At 49.6% G+C, this 23,893-nt stretch carries 16 protein-coding genes; 10 read left to right on the forward strand and 6 right to left on the reverse strand.

The genetic code is table 11. The annotated features are described in order from the left end of the window. Positions 1-117 precede the first annotated feature (117 nt). The gene (gene katG / locus C6Y40_RS18900; RefSeq protein WP_170308536.1) at positions 118-2,280 is read left to right on the forward strand and encodes a catalase/peroxidase HPI; all 2,163 of its coding nucleotides are present in this window, start codon (positions 118-120) and stop codon (positions 2,278-2,280) included. A 230-nt stretch (positions 2,281-2,510) separates the two neighbouring features. Here katG and C6Y40_RS18905 read toward each other — a convergent pair whose 3' ends face one another. Continuing rightward, positions 2,511-2,732 carry a DUF2061 domain-containing protein gene (locus C6Y40_RS18905; protein WP_105935963.1) on the reverse strand — a complete coding sequence of 74 codons (222 nt, stop codon included), beginning with the start codon at positions 2,730-2,732 and terminating at the stop codon, positions 2,511-2,513. Between the two features lie 278 nt (positions 2,733-3,010). Between C6Y40_RS18905 and C6Y40_RS18910 the strand changes: the two genes are divergently transcribed. After that, positions 3,011-4,999, forward strand: coding sequence for a class I adenylate cyclase (locus C6Y40_RS18910; RefSeq protein ID WP_105935964.1), 1,989 nt, complete (start codon positions 3,011-3,013; stop codon positions 4,997-4,999). Between the two features lie 24 nt (positions 5,000-5,023). Here C6Y40_RS18910 and C6Y40_RS18915 read toward each other — a convergent pair whose 3' ends face one another. Genes C6Y40_RS18915 through C6Y40_RS18925 form a run of 3 tightly spaced genes read right to left on the reverse strand, consistent with a single transcriptional unit; the run spans position 5,024 to position 6,925 of the window. Then, positions 5,024-5,899 carry a carbon-nitrogen hydrolase family protein gene (locus C6Y40_RS18915; RefSeq protein ID WP_105935965.1) on the reverse strand — a complete coding sequence of 292 codons (876 nt, stop codon included), beginning with the start codon at positions 5,897-5,899 and terminating at the stop codon, positions 5,024-5,026. 8 nt (positions 5,900-5,907) lie between these two features. Continuing rightward, positions 5,908-6,498 (reverse strand): GNAT family N-acetyltransferase, encoded by a 591-nt coding sequence (locus C6Y40_RS18920; protein WP_105935966.1) that lies wholly within the window; start codon positions 6,496-6,498, stop codon positions 5,908-5,910. Positions 6,499-6,517: 19 nt separating this feature from the next. After that, complete coding sequence (locus tag C6Y40_RS18925; RefSeq protein WP_105935967.1) at positions 6,518-6,925, reverse strand: ketosteroid isomerase-related protein; 408 nt, start codon at positions 6,923-6,925, stop codon at positions 6,518-6,520. A 274-nt stretch (positions 6,926-7,199) separates the two neighbouring features. Here C6Y40_RS18925 and C6Y40_RS18930 point away from each other — a divergent pair, with 274 nt between their 5' ends. Beyond that, positions 7,200-9,902 (forward strand): CHASE domain-containing protein, encoded by a 2,703-nt coding sequence (locus tag C6Y40_RS18930; protein WP_240622015.1) that lies wholly within the window; start codon positions 7,200-7,202, stop codon positions 9,900-9,902. Between the two features lie 28 nt (positions 9,903-9,930). Here the strand turns inward: C6Y40_RS18930 and C6Y40_RS18935 are convergent, their stop codons facing one another. Beyond that, positions 9,931-10,905, reverse strand: coding sequence for a DUF4382 domain-containing protein (locus C6Y40_RS18935; protein WP_105935968.1), 975 nt, complete (start codon positions 10,903-10,905; stop codon positions 9,931-9,933). A gap of 822 nt (positions 10,906-11,727) precedes the next feature. Here C6Y40_RS18935 and C6Y40_RS18940 point away from each other — a divergent pair. The 6 genes from C6Y40_RS18940 (at position 11,728) to C6Y40_RS18965 (ending at position 18,512) form a co-directional block, all read left to right on the forward strand. Continuing rightward, the gene (locus C6Y40_RS18940; protein WP_240622016.1) at positions 11,728-12,213 is read left to right on the forward strand and encodes a protein tyrosine phosphatase family protein; all 486 of its coding nucleotides are present in this window, start codon (positions 11,728-11,730) and stop codon (positions 12,211-12,213) included. A 24-nt stretch (positions 12,214-12,237) separates the two neighbouring features. Then, on the forward strand, positions 12,238-13,047 hold the full coding sequence (locus C6Y40_RS18945) for a glucose 1-dehydrogenase (protein WP_105935970.1): 810 nt from the start codon (positions 12,238-12,240) through the stop codon (positions 13,045-13,047). A 212-nt stretch (positions 13,048-13,259) separates the two neighbouring features. Continuing rightward, complete coding sequence (locus C6Y40_RS18950) at positions 13,260-13,511, forward strand: hypothetical protein (RefSeq protein WP_105935971.1); 252 nt, start codon at positions 13,260-13,262, stop codon at positions 13,509-13,511. Positions 13,512-13,779: 268 nt separating this feature from the next. Next, positions 13,780-15,459 (forward strand): methyl-accepting chemotaxis protein, encoded by a 1,680-nt coding sequence (locus C6Y40_RS18955; RefSeq protein WP_170308537.1) that lies wholly within the window; start codon positions 13,780-13,782, stop codon positions 15,457-15,459. Positions 15,460-15,595: 136 nt separating this feature from the next. Next, entirely contained in the window at positions 15,596-17,485 is a 1,890-nt protein-coding gene (locus C6Y40_RS18960; RefSeq protein ID WP_105935973.1) for a M1 family metallopeptidase, read from the forward strand. A gap of 124 nt (positions 17,486-17,609) precedes the next feature. Beyond that, the gene (locus tag C6Y40_RS18965) at positions 17,610-18,512 is read left to right on the forward strand and encodes an alpha/beta hydrolase (protein ID WP_105935974.1); all 903 of its coding nucleotides are present in this window, start codon (positions 17,610-17,612) and stop codon (positions 18,510-18,512) included. A 64-nt stretch (positions 18,513-18,576) separates the two neighbouring features. Here the strand turns inward: C6Y40_RS18965 and C6Y40_RS18970 are convergent, their stop codons facing one another. After that, positions 18,577-20,853 carry a CHRD domain-containing protein gene (locus C6Y40_RS18970; protein ID WP_240622017.1) on the reverse strand — a complete coding sequence of 759 codons (2,277 nt, stop codon included), beginning with the start codon at positions 20,851-20,853 and terminating at the stop codon, positions 18,577-18,579. Positions 20,854-21,267: 414 nt separating this feature from the next. Between C6Y40_RS18970 and C6Y40_RS18975 the strand changes: the two genes are divergently transcribed. Then, complete coding sequence (locus C6Y40_RS18975; RefSeq protein ID WP_105935976.1) at positions 21,268-23,838, forward strand: M1 family metallopeptidase; 2,571 nt, start codon at positions 21,268-21,270, stop codon at positions 23,836-23,838. Positions 23,839-23,893: the final 55 nt, after the last annotated feature.

The raw sequence follows: 23,893 nt of genomic DNA on the forward strand, positions 1-23,893 counted from the left end.
TTTAGCAATGATTTGAATCAACTTATTTCGCCATACCATTGCGTTATTTTCGACTATGATTAGGTTTAAATCTTCACGATTTCCCTGGAATCGCCTACAACAACAGAGGTAAAAATCATGACAGACGATAGCAATACTGCGTCGAAGTGCCCGGTAATGCACGGTGGAATGACAGCGTCAGGAAAGAGTAATACTGATTGGTGGCCAGAATCCCTTAACCTTGACATATTGCATCAGCATGACCGCAAGTCGAATCCTATGGAAGACGATTTTAACTACCGAGACGCGGTTAAATCGCTCGACTTTGCTGCCCTTAAACAAGATATGCTAGATCTGATGACTGATTCTCAGGATTGGTGGCCAGCGGACTGGGGCCATTATGGCGGCCTGATGATTCGTATGGCGTGGCACTCTGCAGGATCCTACCGTATCGCCGACGGCCGGGGCGGTGCGGCAACCGGAAATCAACGCTTTGCGCCACTCAATTCGTGGCCTGATAACGTTAACCTGGATAAAGCCCGGCGCTTACTTTGGCCGCTCAAGAAAAAATATGGCAATAAAGTGAGTTGGGCCGACCTGATGATTCTGGCGGGAACCATTGCTTATGAAAGCATGGGCCTAAAAACCTACGGATTTGCCTATGGTCGCGAGGATGTCTGGCATCCAGAAAAAGATACGTACTGGGGAGCCGAAAAAGAATGGCTGGCCCCCAGCGATAACCGTTACGACGATGTGGCCAATCCTGCCACCATGGAAAACCCGTTAGCCGCTGTTCAAATGGGGCTGATATACGTTAACCCGGAAGGGGTTAATGGTCAGCCTGAACCGCTGAAAACGGCCGCTCAGGTGCGTGAAACCTTTGCGCGGATGGCAATGAACGATGAAGAAACGGTCGCGTTAACCGCTGGCGGGCACACGGTAGGGAAGACCCATGGTAATGGCAAGGCCGAGCATCTGGGACCAGACCCAGAAGCGGCTGACGTACATGAACAAGGCCTGGGCTGGAACAACCACACGACCAGGGGGATCGGCCGGGATACGGTAACCAGTGGTATTGAGGGCGCCTGGACTACCCATCCGACTAAATGGGACAACGGGTACTTTTATTTGTTGTTTACTTATGACTGGCAACTCACCAAATCACCAGCCGGCGCATGGCAGTGGGAGCCGGTTGATATTAAAGAAGAAGACAAACCGGTGGATGTGGAAGATCCGAGTATTCGGCTCAATCCCATCATGACTGATGCCGATATGGCCATGATAAAAGACCCGAAGTACCGGGAAATATCAGAACGGTTTTATAACGACCCGGCATACTTCTCAGAAGTCTTTGCCAAAGCCTGGTTCAAGCTGACTCACCGGGATATGGGACCGAAGAGCCGGTATATAGGCCCCGAAGCGCCGCAAGAAGACTTAATTTGGCAGGATCCGGTGCCAGCAGGTGCTACCGATTATGATGTCGATGGCTTAAAAGCGCTTATTGCAAACTCTGGTCTATCGATTGCTGAACTGGTGTCAACCGCCTGGGATAGCGCCCGTACATTCAGACAATCCGATTTACGTGGGGGAGCAAATGGTGCTCGTATTCGCCTGGCGCCACAAAAAGACTGGGAGGGTAATGAGCCTGAACGTTTAAAGCGGGTGCTGGCTGTATTAACACCGTTGGCTGAAAAAATGAGTGCGAGTCTGGCTGATACCATCGTGTTGGCCGGTAATGTGGGATTAGAGCAGGCTATTGCTGCGGCGGGTTTCGCTGTGCCAGTTCCTTTTACCCCAGGGCGAGGAGATGCCACTGATGAAATGACGGACGCTGATTCATTCGCACCGCTTGAACCGATTGCTGATGGTTTTAGAAACTGGTTAAAACAAAACTATGCGGTAAAACCCGAAGAGTTGCTGCTCGACCGCGCGCAACTGATGGGGCTAACCGCAGCTGAAATGGTGGTACTCGTGGGCGGTATGCGCGTTCTGGGTACCAACTACTCGCAACAGTCTTTTGGTATGTTTACCGATAATCCTGGCACGTTAACGAATGATTTTTTTGTTAACCTGACCGACATGCAGTTTACCTGGAAACCGCTAAACGACGGTTCATATGCCATTGTCGAACGTGACTCGGGTAAGCAAAAGTGGTCTGCAAGCCGGATTGATCTGGTGTTTGGCGCCAATTCAATTCTGCGTTCATATGCCGAAGTGTATGCCCAGGACGATAATCAGCAAAAATTTGTTAGTGATTTCGTGAAGGCCTGGACCAAAGTCATGGAGGCGGATCTGTTTTAGGCATTCGATGGCAAGCTTTGACGCTTGCCCGTTTATTGTCTGTTCAGGTATAGCCAGCGCATCTTGCGCTGGCTATGACGAGGCGGTCTGCGTAACTTCTGCATTATCAGGCAGTATTTAATGCCGATTGATGTGGTGAGGTACTCGAAAGCTGGTCGGTGATTGCGGTGCTATATGGCACTAAAAGGAAGAAGGGCGTTATAAAGTAACGCCTAAACCTGGGCGTCAGGCTAAAGCACAGCAGAGTTCATGGCTGAGCCAGCAAAGGAGCTTGTGGTTTGTTTGCTGGTCTTCCACGTCCACCATTTTTCATGAAAATAAAACGCGACCGTATTAATCAATGGCTCAACCAATGCCATAGCACCACCAATCAATAAACTCCCCGTAAGCAGGTATGCCACGGTAAAAGCAACAGTGAAATGCAAAATGGCGAAAGTAATAGTTTTTTTCATATCGAACTCTCCTGAAGTTGTTATTAAGAATTATTATCGATTAGAAATGCTTTTTAAAATCTAATAAATTGATTGATTAAATCATCGAAAAGCATCAGGCAAGGATTTGAATCAATAATTCTGCCGGTAGCGCTGGCGTCAGTTAAACGGGCAAGGTATAACAGAGTGAAAATCTCAGTCTAAAGAACTGAGTTTGAATCAGATTATTTCGGCAGAGTACTGCAGTCTGAAATAAAATGACTATCCTTTAACGAGTATTTAAGGATAAATGTGGTGCAATGAGTTCACAGCCGTCGCTTACAATTCAGCAAAACCTGACCATTCGATTACTGCGGGTGCTACGCTATAACAAGGCCCGTATCGAGCGGGCACAGGCGTTATTGCCGCCAGAGCGCCGGCCATTGTTTCATGTCATCCCATTTTTATTGCACGTTAATCATCCTGATCTTCCCGGTTATGTCGATGCCGATGCAGAGCTCTTTTATGGCCTTAATAACTTCAGTTTTCGTGACGAAATAAAAGATGCGTTGTTTACTATTTTTCCTCAGCATCATGACTTATTTGACGACATCAAGTCTGTCTGGCCCCGCCAGCGAGCCATCGACGCTTTGGTGTTAATGGGCAGTATTGGCACCATCGCGCAATCGGAGAAGTCTGACTTTGATTACTGGGTTTGTGTAGACGGCAATAAACTGAGCGAAGCGTCTTTAGCGGCTATGCAGCGCAAACTCAACACCGTTGAAGACTGGGCGATGAGCTGCTACGACATCGAAGTGCATTTTTTCCTGTCGGATATCGACAAAGTCAGAAACAATGATTTTGGCGTAGCCGAAGGCGAAAGTGCCGGATCGGCTCAGGCCGTGTTCTTAAAATCCGAATTTTATACCACCAATATCGTGGTGGCGGGTAAGGCGCCATTCTGGTGGTTAACGCCCGACGCTACTACCGAACAGCAGTATTACTCCCTGCTGAACGCCCTGGAAGAGGGCGGCTCACCGGATCCCAACTGGTTCATGGATCTGGGCCATCTCGACAAGCTGGATATCAAGGAATTGTTTGGCGCGGCAATCTGGCAGTTGGGTAAAGCTATCGAGTCGCCATTTAAATCAGTTTTAAAAATGGCCAAGCTGGAAGTGTTTCTGGAGAATCTGGAGCAAGAGCAGCCGTTGTGTAACCTGCTGAAAAAACGGGTTCATCACGGCGATGAAGCGCCGGGCAACGTGGCCAATATCGATCCCTACGCTCTGATGTTTGATCAGCTGCTGAGCCATTATCAGGCGGTCAACGAACCGGAAACCGTGTTGCTGCTACAGCAGTGCCTTTATATTAAGTGCAATTGCCAGCTCAGCCAGCCCGTGGCTGAGAGTGATATTACCTTTAAACGGCGAATAATTGCTGGCCTGGTTAAACAGTGGGGGTGGACCAAAAGTCAGATCCGCCATCTGGATAATTCTCATAACTGGTCGCTCACCGAGTTAGTCCAACTGAGCCGTAAAATTCACCGTTTCTTAATTTATTGCTACCGGCGCATGTCCTCTCAGCTGCAAATGGATAATCAGTCGGTCAGTCGTGAAGACATGGCCGTATTGGGCCGCCGCCTCGATACGTTTTATTCAAAAAAAGAGCACAAGCTGGAATTTTTACGCATCGGCTTTGACGACAACGTATTTTGCCCGGTGATTACTATTAAACAGCACCGGCGTAAAAATGGTCAGCAGGTTTGGGCAGCCTATAGTGACGACCAGCTCGGCGTGCTGGGTAAGAACCAGGAAAAAGCCCGCATTAGTGTGGCCGCATCGCCAGTGAGGCTCATATTATGGTGCGTCTGTAATCGCGTCATCGATATCAGTACCACAGTGTTACTGGATTACGATACCGACCCGGTTACCGACAGCGACATACATGCCCTGATTAAGCATTTTGGTAAGATCTTCGGCCCGGTGCGGGTTAATACCATTCCACGGGAAGCCCTGTTAAGCCCGATGCAAATAAAGGCCTGCATGGCGGTCGTCAATTTCACCTCCAGCCGTCTCAAGCCTACGGTGGATGAAGTAACCGTTATCTATACCACCACGTGGGGGGAGACTTACGTGGTGCCCGGAAAAGAATCGCTGGATAAGCTGGATAAATTGTGGTTTGAGTTGCAGGAGTCTGTTCCTCGCCCGCCTTGCTACATCTTTGTGCCGGAAAGTTCGCAGCGCAAACGTATCTATCAGGCTTTCATTGATGCCGCAGAACAGGACTTTGAGTTGCTAAACTACTGGTAACCAGACGATTTTTTATTTCCGTGATTACCCTGGAGCCTTTAACTCGAACTGTTTAGGCCAGTCGCGGTAATTAAACACCTGCCCCTCATTGCGAATTCGGGCAATTTCTCCCAGGTCGACGGTGGCATACACCCAGGCAGGATCGCTGTTTTCACCTTCGGCTAAAATGCCGTTAGCCGGAAAACCATAATCAACCGGACTGTAAACGCTGGCGCGGCCGGTGTTGGCGTCGACGGCGGGCGACCAGCTGGCATCACCAACCGTTGGGGACTGAACCACATAGCATTGATTCTCTAGTGCACGTGCCTGACAACCTATGCGTACCCGGTGGAAGCCCGCCTGGGTATCCGTACAACTGGGTACCAGCAGCAGATCCGCGCCAGCCGCCACCTGATGGTTGGCGATTAAGGGAAATTCAGAGTCGTAACAAATGTGAATGCCTATCCGGCCTAACGGTGTATCAATCACTTTAATCTCGGTGCCCGGGCTAATGTGCCATTGTTCGTTCTCGAACCGGGTCATGATGAGCTTATCCTGATAGCCGAGCAGCTCCTCAGGGCCAAACAGATTGGCACGATTCACAAAACTGCCATCCTCCTGCGCGGTAGGAAAAGAACTGGCCAGAATATGCACATCGTATTGGGCTGCTAACGATTTATGCAGGTCAACCCAACGGGGCAACAGGCCTTGCATAGCGTGCAGTTGCCGGGCTAGATCACTATATACCGCTTCGCCAAACAGGGAACTAAGCTCCATGCTGCCATACTCAGGAAAAACCAGCAGTCTGGCCCCTTGTCTGGCCGCGCGGCTTACCCAGTCTTCAAGCTTACTGGCAAACTCATCCCAGTGTTCAAAAAAACCGATGTCATACTGAGCAGAGGCCAGTTTAAATGTGTGCATTGCTACTCCTAAGAGAGTGATTTCATCCAGAATGTCATGGGTTTGGTAGACTCCTCAGACTCACCTATTTCCTTCCAACTGAAGGTGGTCGTCAGGTCGGCACATTTCTGATAACCGCGATGCTGCCAGAATGTATCAAGTGGCTTAAAATCTGCCGGGCGGGCCGGGTGATCAGCCGGGCGCTGAACCGCACAAAAGCATGAGTGAGTCATGCCGGCGATGGCTTTGGCGTGCGCCTCTCGATATTCAAAAAAGGCAACACCCGCCCCCTGACCACGATATTGCGGCAGCAGCACCGACTCGCCACAATAAAAAATGCACTCAGTATCAAACCCGGCATTCACAAAAGGCTGCTTTACTTCTGAAGTTTCATGCTTCAGCGGTACGCCGGTAGACGCGCCTACGGCTTTAGCGCCATCGAATGCGAGCACAATAATACTCTCGGGCGCTGCAATATAGGTACTCAGATAACGGGCTTCATATGCGGCATCGCCATCATATAAATAGGGAAAGTCGCGAAACACCTGCATGCGCAGCTGGGCGAGTTCATCTATATATTGATGTAGGGCTGCACCGGATAAACATTTAAAAGTAAGCATATTGGGTGTTGTGTAGCAATCAGGCCGAAACCTGTGCTATCCATTCTTCAAGGTTGTAATAGTTGGTTACCCGGGCAACCAGGCCATCACGAATATCAAAAAACGCACCGGCCGGCAGCTTATAAGTCTGCCCGTTGGCTTCGGGTAACCCCTCATCGGTGGCCAGGTATTCGCCTAATACGGTAAATTCTACTGCAGCTCGGTCGCCCGCGGTATTGGTCATTACTTCAATATCTACAATGGTTTCTTTGTAGTGTTTGTTCATGCGCGCCATAAACGCCGCAAAGGCATCTTTACCGTCTTCGCGTGCGCCCTGATTGATGTCATGAATCACATCATGGGTGAGCAGCGACAAAAAGGTGTCCATATCCTGCTTGCTAAAAGCAGCGTAGTAATCCTGAAGTAACTTAACAGTTGCCTGACTCACCAAAAATATCCTTCCTAAATAGCTAAGAAGTGAATGATAGTCCGCTGGAGTAAGAGTTTAAATACCCGTCGGCGGTGATCGACCGATTTATGTCGCAAGTTCAATGGTCAGCCAGTTCTGACAGCTGTGAAGTTCACGATTTCGATTAGGTGTGTGCTTTTTTTATGCACGGATTCTGATCGCTTGTATACTAAATGGGTGGGCGGTGCATATTAACAGGACTGATTTTGTATACTGGTGCATTCTAAGTATTTAATTTGTTGAGTGTAAATTGATGTCGGTGAAAGACTTAAGGCGTGCATCCATCCAGAGCAGCATCAGCAAGTCTGTGTGGTTACCACTGATTGTTTTGGTTATCGGCTACCTCTATGCCACCGAAGTGGGTAAAAGTTACGAAGCGCAGCGAGGTCAACTGATCACCGAAGCCCTTGAGCAGCGCCTGGCGCAAATCAGCGAAGCGGTAAATGATCGCGTATCACTTTATGCGTACGGGCTGTCGAGCTTAAAAGCATCGATTGTGGCAGTGGGTATAGATAACCTGAATTACGATTACGTACAAACCTATGCCAGAAGCCAGAATTACAGTCAGCAATACCCGGGCGCCCGGGGATTTGGCTTTATCCGCAGAGTCGAGGTAACAGACTTTGCCGAATTCATCGCCATGGCGGGGCTGGACAGGCCGGATAAACAATTTGAACTTCGCACATTAACACCTCATACCAACAGTTATTTTATCATCCAGTACATAATGCCTGAGCACGCAAACCTACAGGCTATCGGGCTGGATATTGGCTCTGAAACCATGCGACGTCGCTCTGCAGAGAAAGCCGCAAAATCGAATTCTACCCAGTTAACGGCGCCTATCACCCTGGTGCAGGCAAATAAAAAGCGCTTGCAGGGTTTTTTAATTATGCAGCCGGTGTACAACACGTTGAACGTGCCGGAGGCGGATGATGCGCGGATGAAAGCGTTGGTGGGCTGGAGCTACGCACCGCTGCTGATCGATGAAGTGTTATCTTCGGTAAGTGGTTTACGCGATGACGTGATGCTTACTATCGATGATATCTCTGCCGGCGATGCCCTGACGTTCTTTGGGCGTCATCAGGATGGCAGTCTTGACGCCTTGAAAATTCAGCAAACCTTACAACTGTTCGGCCGCAACTGGCGTTTATCGCTAACGCCAAACCAGGCTTTTATTGATGGTTTGCGTTTACCGTCCAGGCAACAGGCGTTCAATAATACGCTGGCTATCGTGACCAGTCTGGCATTGGTGATTTTCAGTCTACATATTGTGTTAAGCCGCCGTGCTGATGCAAAACGTTATAAACGGGGGCTTGCCGAGGCCAATCAACGCGCCCTGGAGTTAAACAATGAAAAGCTGGAAGGCGAAGTAGCTGCCCGTACTCATGAGATAGCCCAGGCGAATATTTTACAGCGGCGGATCCTGGAAAGTGCTGGTTACGCGCTGATTGCTACCGATAATGAGGGTCTGATTACTGCATTTAACCCGGCTGCCGAAAAGTTGATTGGCTACCGCTCCGACGAAATGGTTGGTAAGCAGACCCCTGCTGTTTTTCATTTGTATGAAGAGATGGAAGCCCGGGCAGCAGAGCTCACCGAAGAGCTCGGACGGCGGATTGAACCTGGCTTCGACGTATTCGTGGAAAAAGTGATAAACGGTAATACTGACATCAACAACTGGACCTATGTGCGCAAAGATGGCTCTAAGGTACCGGTGCGACTCAGTGCTACCAGTTTATTCGATGAAGACGGTAATCTCTTTGGTTTTCTTGGGATCGCTTACGATCTCACTCCGCAGTTAAAACGCGAGCAGGAACTAAAAGAGGCGCGGCTTCAGGCAGAGCAGGCCAATGAGGCTAAGTCGAGCTTCCTGGCCAATATGAGTCATGAGATCCGCACACCGCTAAACGGTATTTACGGTGCCCTGCAACTGATCCGCCGCTCCGATGTGGGCGAGCAACACAGTGGTTTGCTGGATAAGGCAGTTTACTCCACTCGCAATCTGAGCAGGATTATTAACGATATCCTCGACTTCTCTAAAATCGAAGCGGGTAAGATAAGTATCGACCCTCATCCTTTTAGTTTGTCGACTATGCTTGATGGACTGCAATCGGATATGTCGATGATTGCAGGCAATAAACCCGTGGCGCTGCTCTTTGAAAATCAGGCAAATCATGATGTCTGGATTGGTGATGCGGGGAGAATACGTCAGGTGCTGCTGAACATTGGCACTAACGCTATAAAATTCACCGAGCAGGGAAAAGTCACTATCTCGGCCCGCAACACTGCCAGTGATGAATTGCTGTTCAGTATTACCGATACCGGTCAGGGCATGACCAAAGACGCTCTGGACCGATTGTTTGAGCGCTTTGAGCAAGCTGATTCCTCCACCACTCGTAAATACGGCGGTACGGGGCTCGGAATGGCCATCACCCAATCACTGGTGCACGTAATGCACGGCAAGATCCGGGTGGTGAGTAAACCGGGTGAGGGGTCGAGGTTTATTGTCACTCTACCAGTAGTTAAGGCTGCCGGTGATGTGCTTGACTCGGCACCGGATAATGATGAGAAACAACCCGATTTAAGCAACGTAATGATCCTGGTGGCTGAAGACAACGAAATTAATCGTGCAGTGATAGAGGCTATGCTGGCAGAAACCAGAGCAACCCTGTTTTTTGCCGAAAACGGCCTGGAAGCAGTTGAGTTTGTAGGTAAGAAACGTCCGGACTTGGTGTTAATGGATATTCAAATGCCGGTCATGGATGGTGTGGAAGCCTGTAAACGAATTAAAAGTCTGCATCCTGAATTGCCGGTGGTAGCGGTAACCGCCAATGCCATGGCCGCAGATGTAGCGCTCTATCGTGAAGAGGGTTTTGATGATTATTTATCGAAGCCTGTAGAAGTGGGGCAGCTTAATGCTGTACTGGCGCAATATCTTACTGCGGAGACAGAGTGAATCGGGCAGTCCGTTGCCCGTCTGAGGATTATTGAATGTCGATAGTCGTTTGTTCGGTTGCGGTTACCGATGTTTCGACCACGGCCTGGAAGCTGAATACCTCTGCATTCTCATCAGTTTCCGGCTCGTCGTTTAACGCCAGGCAGCTGAAGCCTACCGTATAAGGGCCGGCCGGCAGGTAGCCAGCGACAAATTCATAGTTCTCACTCTCTTCATTGTAATTGACGTTAGCCACAGTGTAGGGAGAGATTTCATCGGCATTGGCCGGTTCGTCGGCATCATCGCCCAGCAGCGTTTCATCCAGCGTGTCGCCTTCATATACGTAAACGGCATTACCGCTGTTCATATCTATCTTTTCGGCACAAGCCGCGCTTTCAATTAACGCCGGTGAAACCGTGCCGAATAACGTGCCTACTGAGTCGTTTGCGACTAACCGTACGCCACGGGGTTTTAAGAAGATAGTGTTGGGCTGACCCACCGGGTCGACCAGGCTCTTACGCAAATCAAATTCTACGGTATAAGCGGCTTCTACACCCGGTAGGGCTTCAATGCCGTCGAGCTTCAACTCGTTGCTGGGCACTTTGAGTTCAAAGGTGCCGCTGTCCATTTCAATGTAAGAGTCTGCGGTGACTTCAAGGCGCAACTGGGTATAAGTCCCGATGGGAATTTCGGTGGCATCCACGATGGTAACAAAGGCTTCGCCCTGATAATTGAGCAGGTCGATAGCCTGTGGATCGTTGTTTTCATCGCGCACATCAAAGGTAATCGGACCGTCAGGACCAATAAGCTCCACGCTATTAAAGTACACCACAACAGCGTTAGCCTGATCTACCGGAGCATCTGATATGGCGAGGCTGAAAGAGGCGGTGTCTGGTTCGGGGGTGGGATTATCACTGCCACCACCGCCACAGGCGACCATGGCGGACGACATGGCAACAACAGAAAGTGTTCTCGCGGTTTGTTTTTTTAAAGCGTCTGAAACGACGTTTAACGGCTTTTTCATTTTCAACTCCTACATCAATGTCTGGCATTGAACATCTTTTTTCATTATCTGAATACTTAAAGTGCCATTATGCTCCATCAAGCGTTATGCCAGGCCGGTAATACGTATGCTTATCAATGCTTTAGTTTTAATTATTGTAAGTGTTCAACGTTGCTCTTCCGGTAAATGTTGCAATATTGCTACAGAATTTACTTATGGTTCATGAGCATACGTTTAGGCATGTACGTTGCAGCTGTGTTCTGGCGGTAGAAAGATAGCCCCTCGATAGTAATATCGAGCATTGCCTTGCCGGCAGTTCGTTCATTGATTTGAGCTGTCAGACGTGTTCTGGATAGCTCGCAAGTTGATTGTCAATAATCACACATATCCCCCTTTGTGCGATACCAGGTGTTGTATTAGTCAAGTTTATTTCGGGTTTTACCCGGTAGTATAAGTACATCCCTTTGCCCGGATGAATGTGCAATAAAGTAGTGCTAGTTACCTATTTTTTACAGGGTGAGTCAGAAAAAGTAGCACGAATAACCAATCATAATGTTTTGCTGGCAGGATCACTGCCAGTAAGTGAAATGTAGGCAGATCACGTTCACCACAGGCAATAATACCTGCAGTGCTGAACTGAACGACTCACTTGCGGCGTGGGATTTCGTCGCCGGTTTTCCGGTTTTTTGAGCGGTGATGTTGGTAGATTGCAGTTTACCGGGTGTTCTTTATACTGGCATTGGATAACAGCAGGTTTGCTGTAATAAGGAACAGGCAATGAATAAAGACAGGAATAAGACAGGCAGGACCCTCTGCGCATGGCTGTTAGGGTCAGCCGGCTTTATGGCGTTTGCCGTCGGCGCAGTCGAAAAACCACTGACCAGCCTTAAAAATTATCAGGTCAATACGCCACAGATGATGAGCTCCGGGTTACCTGATGCTGCCCATTTTGAAACCTTTAAATCTCTCGGAGTCACCCGGGTAATCGATCTTATCCCCGGAGACAGGAATGAGGAACAAACTTTAGTCAGCGATTTGGGCATGGATTATCACAACATTCAGGTGGAGTGGGAAAATCCAACCGTGGCCAACTTTGTCGACTATGTGGCGTTTATGGAAAGCCCGGCCCAGCAGGGTGTGACGTTAACACACTGCAAGTTAAACTGGCGGGGCGCAGTATTTACCTATTTATATCGTGTTATCCGCCTGCAGGAAAACGAAGCCGCAGCGCGGCAAGATATGCTGGCTATCTGGCAGCCCAATGACACCTGGCAGCACTTTATCGAAAAGGTAAAGCAGCATTACCAGGCGGAGTCGTTTGCGGGTTAATCGTTAATTTTTTAGGAGGCAAGGATGCGTTTAGCTAACAAAATAGCACTGGTGACCGGCGCAGCCAGAGGGATTGGTCAGGCAATCGCTGAAGAGTTTGCCCGACAGGGGGCAACGGTCATTGTTACCGATGTAGACGAACAGGCCGGCCAGCAGGTTGCCAGTGATATTGGTGATTCTGCGCAATTTTTGCCGCTGGATGTGGGCTCTGAGGCTGCGTGGGCGGCGATTTCTGAGCGCGTGCGCGACGATTTCGGCAGGCTCGATATACTGGTGAATAATGCGGGGATTACCGGCTTTATGAGCCATCCCGGCCCGTTTGATCCTGAGCATTTTAACTTAGACAGTTGGCATGCCGTGCACCGGGTTAATCTGGATGGCGTTGCGCTGGGCTGTAAATACGCTATAGGCTTAATGAAGCAAAGTCCGGCAGCCAGTATCGTTAATATTTCCTCCCGCTCCGGCATGGTGGGGATCCCCGCGGCAGCGGCTTACGCATCGAGTAAGGCGGCAGTACGAAATCATACCAAATCAGTGGCTTTGTACTGCGCAGAGAAAGGCTACCCAATTCGGTGTAACTCCATTCATCCCGGTGCGATCCTCACGCCCATCTGGGAGGCAATGCTTGGCAAGGGGGAAGCTCGAGAACAAGCTATTGCGGCCATTGCCGCAGACATTCCTCTGCAACATATGGGAGCGCCACAAGATGTGGCCTTTGCTGCGCTTTATCTTGCCTGCGAAGAGTCAAAATATGTTACCGGCACGGAGCTAACCATAGACGGTGGTATTCTGGCCGGTTCGTCAGCCCGACCACCCACCAGTGACGAAGAATAATCTTAAGCTTTTCGCGGTCATAAACCAAAGGGCCAAAAAATTAGATGTGGATCAAATTTTAATCAGTTGGCCCTGCTATACTTTAGTTTAGATAAAGCAAGTCGCTGTGCTTTGCCGGTTTACGGAGGCTGGCCTGTTTTATTTTTAACCTCATACCCTACATTTATTCTTTCGGTTGTCGTATTGCGAAAGACATAGCAACGGAGTTACCTATGACAGTGCATGCAATAAAATCGAAGTTAGCCTCGAAGGCCGATGAGGCTCTGATGGTAGAAAAAGGGCATCTTTGGCTTCACTGCTTCAGAACCTGTAAAAGTTGTAAGTCTTTATCGAAGAATTTAACTCAGTATGAGTTCGGTGATGGCAGTTCACTGATCCTTGACTCCAGCGCTGATTTTCCTGCGCCGGTGGCTCCTGAGTTAGTGATCCCCAAACTGCGCTATAGCGGCGTGATCAGCCACTAAATCAACCACTAACGCGCTTAGTTTAAATTTATTTTCATAATTTCAAGGCATTACGCAGAGTGTAATGCCTTGTTTGTTTGCCTAACCGAAAGTATCTTCCGATGCAGTTTGCATTTTAGCTTTTCAAATCCATCCTTCCAGCAACATCAATATTGCATAAAATTTACACTATAATTACTTCGAATGGTGAATATAGTTGCTATTGGGCACGGATAGCTCATACTTTAGTTGAGTATATGCCAATAAGTTTATGTATCTGGAGTCGCCCGTGAATCTGTCTATTAAGCAAAAGTTGTTGCTCATTTCCATTGTGCCTGTGCTGATCCTGGGCGGGGTGATGACTTTCTTTTCTATTTTTCAGGTTAATCAGCAGGCTGAAGAACGTTTATCAAGCAGTCGTGAGGTAATGATTAACGATCGCGAAAAAGAAGTAAAAGCGTTGCTCGAAATGGCAGTCAGTCTGGTAAAGCCCATTTACGAAAATGGCGGCAGTATGGAGGAGGCCGCCGCTCTGCTCAGACAGTTTCAGTTTGGTGAGTCGGGGTACATATTCGGCTATACCGATAAAGGTGTGCGGGTATTGAATGGTCAGAGCCCGGACCGGATTGGCGACAGCTTCTGGGATTTGCAGGACAGTAACGGCGTATATCTCGTGCGAGAGCTGGTGGCGGCAGGCAAAAAGAACGGCCTGGCTAAGGGCAATCACTATGTCACTTATCACTTCCCTAAACCTGGCGAGCGCGAACCTCATCCTAAGTTATCTTATTCCGCCTACTTTTCTGACTGGCAATTAATGATTGGCACCGGTTTTTATATTGATGAAGTGGACCGTGAACTGGCGGTAATTGAAGACGCCGTTTATCGCAGTCGTAATCATCTGGTAACGCTACTTATTGTCAGTTGTATTGTGCTCGGCGCAGTCTCCTTTGTGATCGGCTTACTGGTTCGTCGTAGTATTACCCGGCCGCTGGATGAAGTAAATTCGTCAATCAAAAAGCTGGCCCAGGGGAATGGTGACCTCACCCGTAAAGTCGAGGTTGATGATCAGTTTGAAATGGGCACGCTGGCTAATAACGTTAATCAGTTGCTGGCCAATTTGCATCAGATGATGTGCATGATAAGAGACGTCACCAAAGACATCGAGCAGGAAACCACGCATCTGGACGGGCGTGCGTCTGACCTCAATGTTATTGCTGAAGAGCAGCAGAGCAATACCGATCAGATTGCCACAGCGGTTACCGAACTCTCTCATTCCTCGCAAAATGTAACCCAGCATGCCTCGGCTGCGGCAGAGGCGGCGCAGCAGGCTGAACAGCAAAGTGAGCTGGCCGATAAAACGGTAGATGAAACCGTTAGCAGTATGAATCAGCTGGCCGAAGAAATCAGCCGTGCCAGTAACGTAGTGCAGCGCGTTGGGGGGGATGTAGATGGAATCGTTAACTTGCTGCATGTGATTGAAAACATTGCGGCGCAAACCAATCTGCTGGCCCTTAACGCCGCCATAGAGGCGGCTCGTGCCGGCGAGCAGGGACGCGGATTTGCGGTGGTTGCCGATGAAGTGCGTAGCCTGGCCAGCAAGACTCAGGACAGTACCGAGCAAATTCAGGATATGATCCAGCGGCTACAAAGTGGCTCGCAGTCGGCGCTGGAAACCATGCAAAGCAGCCTGGACAAAAGTCAGGAGACTCAGCTAAGAGTAGAGGCTACCCGTGAAGCCCTGCTGGCGATAATTACCGCTACCCAGACGATTAATCAGATGAATGCCGAAATTGCCGCTGCCGCCCATGAGCAAAGTGAAGTGTCGGCCGATATCAGCGTGCGGGTGAACGAAGTGAATGAGCATACCGGGCAACTGGCTAAGGCTTCGTCCGACAATAAGCAGGGCTGTAAAATTCTGAATGATAAAACCGACCGGTTGGAAAAGCTGGTGGGTCAGTTCAGGCTCTGACAGACTTCACTAATTCTGGCTCGGGCAATGACATTCGGCGCTGGCGCCTGTGTTTGGCCAGTTTGCTGATGCAAGCTGGCCGTGATTTCGCTACTATGACGCAGACGCAAATCATCATAATAACAACAGGACGACAATGAAGAATCTCGCATGGTTACTTACCACCATTCCTTTATTCACCGCTTGTTCACCGGCGCCTGAAACCGATAGTTCAGTGCCGGCGGCCGAAGCAACTGCTGCTGATAACAGCGGTATTCAGGCCGGGGTGGATTATCACTCCTTTTCTAATCCTGCTGAAGTCACCGTAACTCACCTGGATTTGGATCTCACTGCTGACTTTGCTGCCAGCGTATTAAGCGGCAGTGCCACACTAACGTATCAGAAACAGACTGCACAGGCCGATACGCTGATTGTGGATACCCGTGATCTTAGCATTCAGAGTGTCACCGCCAACGGGGAAACGCTGGATTATCAGTTACAACCTGCCGATCCGGAACTGGGCGCGGCGCTGGAAATTGACCTGCCGGAGCAGGGCAATAAGGTAACTATCGAATACGCTACCTCGCCACAGGCCTCCGGGGTACAGTGGCTTACGCCGTCACAGACGGCAGGCAAACAGCACCCGTTTTTGTTTACCCAGGCCCAGGCGGTTCATGCCCGTAGCTTTATTCCCTTACAGGACTCGCCACAGGTACGGGTAACTTACAATGCCACCATTCACACGCCTGAGGCGCTGCTGGCCGTAATGAGCGCGGCCAACGATCCCGATACCGAGCGTGACGGCGAGTACGATTTCACCATGCCGCAACCGGTCCCGTCTTATCTGATTGCACTGGCCATTGGTGATTTGCAGTTTAAACCTATGGGCGAGCGTACCGGGGTTTACGCTGAACCGGCATTACTGGACGCTGCGGCAGAAGAATTTGCCGATACCGAAAGCATGCTGGAAGCCACCGAAGAGACCTACGGCCCTTATGGCTGGGACCGCTACGATCTGCTGATCCTGCCGCCCTCATTTCCTTTTGGCGGGATGGAAAATCCTCGTTTGTCGTTTATCACGCCAACCGTGATTGCCGGTGATAAAAGTCTGGTATCCCTGATTGCCCACGAACTGGCGCACAGCTGGTCGGGGAATACTGTTACCAATGCCACCTGGCGCGACCTGTGGTTGAACGAAGGTTTCACCACCTATCTTACCTACCGCATAATGGAAATGATTTATGGTCACGACCGTTACCGCATGGAAGCAGTGCTGGGCTATCAGGATTTGCAGGAAGATATTGCTGCGTTGCCAGCGAATGATCAGATCCTGGCGATTGATTTACGCGGTCGTAATCCGGACGACGTGTTCTCAGATATTCCCTATGAAAAAGGTGCGCTGTTTCTACGCGAACTGGAACAAAAAGTCGGGCGTGAAAACTTCGACCAGTTTCTGTTGAATTACTTTCAGCACTTTGCCTTTAAGAGCATCACTACCGATGAGTTTATCGCTTATCTGAGCGATACACTGTTAGCCGAGTACCCGGATAAACTCGACAGCGAGCGAATTGAACAGTGGATCTTCAAACCGGGCATTCCGGCCGATGCGCCAATGCCAACCTCAGATGCTTTCTCGATTGTTGATCAGGCGCGTCAGGACTGGTTGTCGGGCGAGAAAACCGCCACCAGCATTGATACTGCGAAGTGGACCGTTCACCAGTGGCTGTATTTCTTAAATAACATGCCAGAGAAATTGTCTGATGAGCAACTCGCAGAACTCGATGATGCCTTTGGCCTGACAGCCAGTAGCAACAACGAGATAGCTCACAGCTGGCTGATGATTGCCGTGCACAATGAATACCAGCCAGCCTATGACAGACTGTATGACTATCTGGTCTCTATCGGTCGCAACAAGCTGGTTAAACCCTTGTACCGTGAATTGTCGAAAACCCCGCAGGGTAAAGCTTTTGCTCAGAAAGCCTTTGCCGAGGCTAAGCCGGGCTATCATCCGCTTACCATTAAAGCCAACGAAGGCTTTGTAAATTAACCTTTGTAGCTGCTAGCGCGAGGCCTCCGCTGCCTCGCGCAATTTTGCCTTCAACCGGTCGCCGGCACTTTTTTATTGTTTATTTTATGTTAATTTGTCATACAAAATAACAGGGGAATAAACCGTGAAACTATCTACACTGGTTACCAGCTTGTTGCTGGTAGTGAGTTTTTCTGCGCAATCAGCTATTCGCAAACTGGACCTTGAACTCTACCCACAAGGTATACCTGGCGCTATCGACACCAGCAATCAGGGGAAGCTTTTTGATGAGCGCTTTAATGACCGTTTTATCACCGCAATAAGTAAGCCTTCACTTACTCTTTACCTTCCTGAAAGTAAGGCTGTTGAAAAAACGGTTATTATCTGTCCCGGCGGCGGCTATTTTGGCGTGTCATCCATTAAGGAAGGCCAGGAAGTGGCTGAGCGGTTTGCTGAAAACGGCGTTGCCGCGGCGGTTTTATGGTATCGCATGCCCAATCCTGCCACCATGGAAATTCCTCATGAAGGGCCACTGCAGGATTTGCAACAGGCCTTTTACCGGCTTCAACAGGGTGGCGAACAGTGGCAGCTTAGCCAGAGCAAGTTTGGCGTGATGGGCTTTTCTGCCGGCGGTCATCTGGCAGCAACCGGCGCGACGCATTTTGCGCAACCGGTGATCGACAGTTATGACGCTAAAGTGCTCAGACCTGCTTTTCAAATCCTGATCTATCCGGTGATCAGTATGCAGGCAAACAATACCCATGAGGGCTCACGTAATCTGTTGTTGGGTGAACAGCCCGAAGCGGCATTGGTAACCGCTTATTCCAACGAATTACAGGCTACTGAGCAAACGCCGCCAGCCTACATCGTTCACGCAAACGACGACAGTGTAGTGGTAGTTGATAATGCTCTGGAGTATTACGCAGCCTTGCGGGAGAAAAACGTGGCCGTGCGTATGTTGTTGCTGGAAGAGGGGGGACATGGCTTTGGCATGCGGCATAAGGTGGATTGGTTTACCGGTGTGCTTGATTGGGTTAAAGCCCAATAAAGGCGTTTATAAAAAAGGGGCGCTAGTAGCGCCCCTTTGAGATTATATATGCTGGCAGGTAAGATTACTGAATCTGCCCCCGTAGCTCACCGTTAGGGTAAGCTGGCGTGTGCACATTCACATAATGTCCGCCTGCCGCCAGCACGCTAAAAATAGCAGCATCAAGCATCGCGTTAGCGGGTGCCATCCAGCGATTTACATCATCAGTGTCCTGCTCAAGTCCTAACAGCACCGGGCCATCAATGCCAGCTGCACCGGTATGAATGTGCGCGGCGGTTGCGTCGGCTACGCCACTGGTAACCACCTGCAATTCCAGGCTGAAATCATCGGTATTGACCAGCGCATAACCGCTGCCTGTAGCCGCGGTGGTAACCGCGTGGGTTTCCTGGTCACCGCTTAATCCAAAAGCGACCATCACAAAGTTGTCGGTAAGGATTTGACCACGAAGTTCACCACTTGGGTTAGCAGGTGTATGTACATTTACATAGTGACCGCCGGAAGCCAGCACCTCGAAGATCGCCGGCGTCAGCATGGCGTCATCGGCTGTCATCCACATGCCGGCATCATCAGCAGACTGCTCAAGGGCCACCAGGACGTCGCCATTCATGCCAACCCGACCTGTATGAATATGCGCTGCGGTGGCATCATCCACACCATTGGTGTGAACCACTAAATCAAGGTCATAGGTGAGCGAATTGACCAACGCATAACCGTTACCTGAGGCCATTGTAGTGACCGCCGGGACTTCCTGAGCACCACTTAAGCCGAAGGTCGCAATAACGTACTGAGGCGTAACAATCTGACCACGAATTTCCCCGTCAGGGAAGGCCGGGGTATGAACATTAACGTAATGGCCACCGCCTGCAAGTACGGCGAGAATGTCAGCATTAATGGCGGTATCGGCGGGAGTCATCCACATACCCGGGTCGCTCATGGACTGTTCCAGTGCAACTAACACGTCGCCATTTGTACCAATTCCACCGGTATGGATATGAGCGGCCGTGGCATTGTCAACGCCGGTCGTGTCGATGACCAGTTCAAGATCGTAGGTTGAAGTGTTAACCAATGCATAGCCATTGCCCATAGCACTGGTAGACGCCACTGGCACCTGTTGATCGCCACTCAGGCCGAATGTTGCCAGGGCGAAGTTGCTGGTTAATATCTGGCCTCTTAACTCGCCACTGCCGTTAACCGGAGTATGCACGTTAACGTAGTGTCCACCTGACGCCAACACGTCAAACGTGGCAGCATCAATAGCCAGGTCGTCTGGTGTGACCCATTTACCCATGTCGTCTGCGGATTGCTCAAGCGTTACCAGTACATCCCCGTTCATGCCTACCCGACCGGTGTGAATGTGCGCAGCGGTGGCATTGTCCACACCTTCGGTGATAACGGTTAGCTCCAGGGCGTAAGAAGATGTATCAATCAACGCATAGCCACTGCCATAGGCAGTGGTATCGACTACCGGTACTTCCTGTTCACCACTCAGGTCAAACGTGGCGAGGGCAAAGTTATCGGTCAGTATCTGGCCGCGGATTTCACCATTCGGGAAAGCATCGGAATGGACATTAACGTAGTGACCACCTGATGCCAGAACAGCAAAAATATCCTCGTTGATCATTGTGTCTTCCGGCGTCATCCACATGCTGGTATCTTCCATCGACTGCTCGAGGGCCACCAGCACATCACCGTTATTGCCAACCCGACCGGTGTGGATGTGCGCTGCGGTTGCCTCGACGTCTTCTGTGTAAATTACCAGATCTAAATCGTAGGTAGCCGTTGATACCAGCGCATAACCATACCCATCGGCCAGGGTGGTCACCGCAGGAACTTCCTGCTTACCGTCGAGCATAAAAGTAACCACTGCCATATCGTCGGTCACAATCTGGCCGCGCAGTTCACCGTCTTCAAAAGTGTTGGTATGTACGTTGATGTACCATTCACCTTCCAGTAAATCAGCGATCAACTCACTGCTGACACTGGTTTCATCCAGGGTATAGGTACCGGCCGTTGACCCTTCAGAAAATTCGAAGGCCACTTCCCCGTTACGCCCGATGTCACCATCGTGAATATGAATGGCCTGCACACCTTCCACATTACTCACGTCCACCGAAGCGCGCATTAAGCCAAGCGTTTCGTCAAGCTCAATGGTGGCAGAAGCCATTTGTTCAGACATGTTCGCCGGTACCTGTTGTTTACCGGTTAAGTCAATTTCAATGGTAGTGCTGGCGCTGAAGGTGGGTGGGGGAGGCGGTGTTTCTTCTGTTTTATCGTCATCGTCCATACACGCGGTTAGCAGTGCGGTACAAGCAATGATTGCGAGCCCTCTGTACTTCATCATGTTCTCCGTTGCTACAGATAAATTTACAAACCTTTAACGTTTTGTACACATCAGAGGATCATAGAAAGTAATAAAATTTTATTTTAGATGGATAATGCTTTGTTTATGATGTTGGCGCTAATAAGCTTATAAAAGCTGTACAGGCAGGGCGGATAGCGGGCCTGGGAGGCATTAACAGAGCATCTCAGTACTGCCAAAGTGGCTTCACAGGCAGTGCATTCGGCAGTGCAGGCGGTGTGGTTAAAAATTCCGCAAAACGGTGAACTAACCAGTTATAAGGTTCAGTTTACAGCTCACAACAGTTGGTTACAATTTATCGACTAAATTTTAGTAACAATAAGTGTTACCATTTCCGGGCTATTTCATCACCAAATCATAAAAATACCAATCCCAAACGACAGTGAGGACACGTTCATGAAAAGACTCTTATCCTGGGTCTCCTGTATGTTAATGCTAGTGGCAAATGTTGCCACCGCAGAAGATGTGGACTATCGGCTACCTGGCGCCATCAAGCCAACTTTTCAACAAATTCATTTAAATATTGACCCGGATCAGCCTGACTATTCCGGCGAAACGATTATCGAGCTCAATATTACTGAGCCGGTGACTAAAGTCGGCTTTTATCAAATGGATATTCAGGTTACCAATGCCGAACTTCGCCAGGGCAACCGTATTTATCCGCTGCGTATTACCGAAGACGATTACAACATCAACTGGGGCCACAGTTCTGCGACCGTCCCGGTAGGTACTTATGAGCTGGCAATCAGTTTTGAAGGCAAGGTAAATACCTCTTCAGATGGTATGTACCTGTCGAGCTTCGAAGGCCGTAATTACATCTTCACGCAGTTTGAAGATATGCATGCACGTAAGGCGTTCCCCAGCTTCGACGAACCTGCGTTTAAAATTCCTTATCAAATGACCATTACAACGCCGGAAAAACAGGTTGTAGCGTCCAATACACCGGTTGAGAAGCGCACCGTTGAAGACGGTATGCAAACCGTTACCTTTATGAAAACCAAACCCATGCCAACTTACCTTATCGCTTATACAGTAGGTCCATTCGACAGCGTTGAAATGGAAGGCCTGTCAGTGCCTGGTAAGCTATATGTGCCTAACGGTTACGCCGATAAAACCAAGTTTATTGTGAAGCACACGCCTGAAATTCTCGAATCACTGGAGAACTTCTTTGGTATAGATTACCCGTACCGTAAGCTGGATTTTGTGGCGGTACCTAACTTTACCCACGGCGCCATGGAAAATGCCGGTCTGATCACGTATCGAGACAGTCTGCTACTGCTGGAAGACGAGCCGGGTCTGGCAGAACGATCCGCACCGTTAGAAGTGGTCGCCCACGAACTCGCGCACCAATGGTACGGCAATCTGGTCACCATGGCCTGGTGGGATGACTTATGGCTAAACGAAGCGTTTGCCTCGTGGATGGCCAGCTATGTGATGATGGAGCTTTATCCTGAACTCAATTTCAAAGATCGTATTATTCAGGAAGGCGCGTTTGGTGCTGATGCCAGCCCTACCGTTAAGCCGGTGAAAAAAGTTGTTCGCAGCCAGCCTGACGTCATGGACGGACTGGGCCTTAACTATTCGAAGGGCGAATCCATTCTGCAAATGATTGAGTCACTGATTGGCACGGAAAACTTCCGAAAAGGTGTTCAGGCATACATGAAAAAACACGCCTGGGGCAATACACAGGCCGATGATTTATGGGCAGCACTGGATGAAGTATCAGACTTCAACCTGAGCAAAATGATGAAAGGCTACCTTGAACAGCCGGGCTACCCGCTGCTGGACATCGATGGTGACGGCACCATCGCACAGAAACGTTTCCACCTGGCCGGTGCCGACGTGAAAGAGCAAACCTGGGCGGTACCGCTGAACATCAGTTACAAAAAAAACGGTAAAATCCACCGTGAGATTGTGTTTGTGGATAAGAAGTCTACCCGTTTACCACAGTTGGCAGAAGCGGAATGGGTTTTCCCTAACGATAATGCCACCGGCTATTTCCGCTGGTCTATTCCGGCTGCGCAGATGGATAACCTGCTGGCTGATTTGGATGTGCTGAACAACCGTGAAAAGAAAAACGTACTGTATAACATGCAGGCACTGTTAAACGGTGGTGAAGCAGGCATCGACAGCGTAATGAAAGTACTGAATGCCATGGCTGCAGATGATGATCCGGTGGTTATTCGTGCCTCAGTGGGCACGCTGGCTGGTTTCCTGTATCTGGTTAATGACGACAACGAAGCGCAATTTGCCGAACTGCTCAATGAAAAATACATGCCGCTGCTGGAGAAGCTCACGCTGACACAGTCGGATGATGATGATGAAAGTGTTATCAGACTGCGTACCCAGCTGTATAGCTTACTGGGTCGTCATAGTGACAATGAAGAGCTGATTAAGAAAAGCAAGGCGTTGGCTGAGCAGTACCTGGCCGATACCGGCAGTATGCCAAATGGTATAGCCAGAACCGCTCTGAACGTCACAACCATGGGGCCGGATGCCGACCCTGCCTGGTTTGATCGCATTATGAAGGTCTTTGCCGACAGCAAATTACCGAACGTGAAAAACACGCTGCTTTATTCGATGGGTTATGAAGATCCGGCAATGATCGACAAGCTGCTCGATCTGGCACTGACCGACAATGTAACGCCGGCTAATACGATTTTAATGCTGGCTAGCGTGACACGTAATCTGGATGATCAAACGCCTTATTATGCCTGGTTAACCAAAAATGCCGATGCCGTGGTAGAAAAAATGCCTGATTATCATGTATCACGCATGCCTGAGTTTATAGCGACTACCTGTGATGCTGATAACCTGGCGCTGGCCATTGAATTCTATGGCCCGATTAAAGACCAACACGAAGGTATGGCTCGCAGTTATGACATTATGATGGACGAGTCTAATCAGTGTCTACGCCTTAAAGAAACCTATCAGAGCAAGTTTGATGCGTTTCTGAACGGCCTGTAAACACGCCACCAGTTACTAAAAAGCCTCCGTTCGGAGGCTTTTTTTTGCCTTTAAA

Origin of the sequence: Marisediminitalea alba, from assembly GCF_002993365.1 — a bacterium.
Classification (GTDB): domain Bacteria; phylum Pseudomonadota; class Gammaproteobacteria; order Enterobacterales; family Alteromonadaceae; genus Alteromonas; species Alteromonas alba.

Bases quoted from the DNA above. Each gene is read 5' to 3' on its own strand.
- C6Y40_RS18905 (WP_105935963.1), bottom strand. From the start codon at position 2,732: ATGAAAAAAACTATTACTTTCGCCATTTTGCATTTCACTGTTGCTTTT.
- C6Y40_RS18935 (WP_105935968.1), bottom strand. From the start codon at position 10,905: ATGAAAAAGCCGTTAAACGTCGTTTCAGACGCTTTAAAAAAACAAACC.
- C6Y40_RS18915 (WP_105935965.1), bottom strand. From the start codon at position 5,899: ATGCACACATTTAAACTGGCCTCTGCTCAGTATGACATCGGTTTTTTT.
- C6Y40_RS18960 (WP_105935973.1), top strand. From the start codon at position 15,596: ATGAAGAATCTCGCATGGTTACTTACCACCATTCCTTTATTCACCGCT.
- C6Y40_RS18970 (WP_240622017.1), bottom strand. From the start codon at position 20,853: ATGATGAAGTACAGAGGGCTCGCAATCATTGCTTGTACCGCACTGCTA.
- C6Y40_RS18945 (WP_105935970.1), top strand. From the start codon at position 12,238: ATGCGTTTAGCTAACAAAATAGCACTGGTGACCGGCGCAGCCAGAGGG.
- C6Y40_RS18950 (WP_105935971.1), top strand. From the start codon at position 13,260: ATGACAGTGCATGCAATAAAATCGAAGTTAGCCTCGAAGGCCGATGAG.
- C6Y40_RS18975 (WP_105935976.1), top strand. From the start codon at position 21,268: ATGAAAAGACTCTTATCCTGGGTCTCCTGTATGTTAATGCTAGTGGCA.
- C6Y40_RS18930 (WP_240622015.1), top strand. From the start codon at position 7,200: ATGTCGGTGAAAGACTTAAGGCGTGCATCCATCCAGAGCAGCATCAGC.
- C6Y40_RS18920 (WP_105935966.1), bottom strand. From the start codon at position 6,498: ATGCTTACTTTTAAATGTTTATCCGGTGCAGCCCTACATCAATATATA.
- C6Y40_RS18910 (WP_105935964.1), top strand. From the start codon at position 3,011: ATGAGTTCACAGCCGTCGCTTACAATTCAGCAAAACCTGACCATTCGA.
- katG (WP_170308536.1), top strand. From the start codon at position 118: ATGACAGACGATAGCAATACTGCGTCGAAGTGCCCGGTAATGCACGGT.
- C6Y40_RS18940 (WP_240622016.1), top strand. From the start codon at position 11,728: ATGGCGTTTGCCGTCGGCGCAGTCGAAAAACCACTGACCAGCCTTAAA.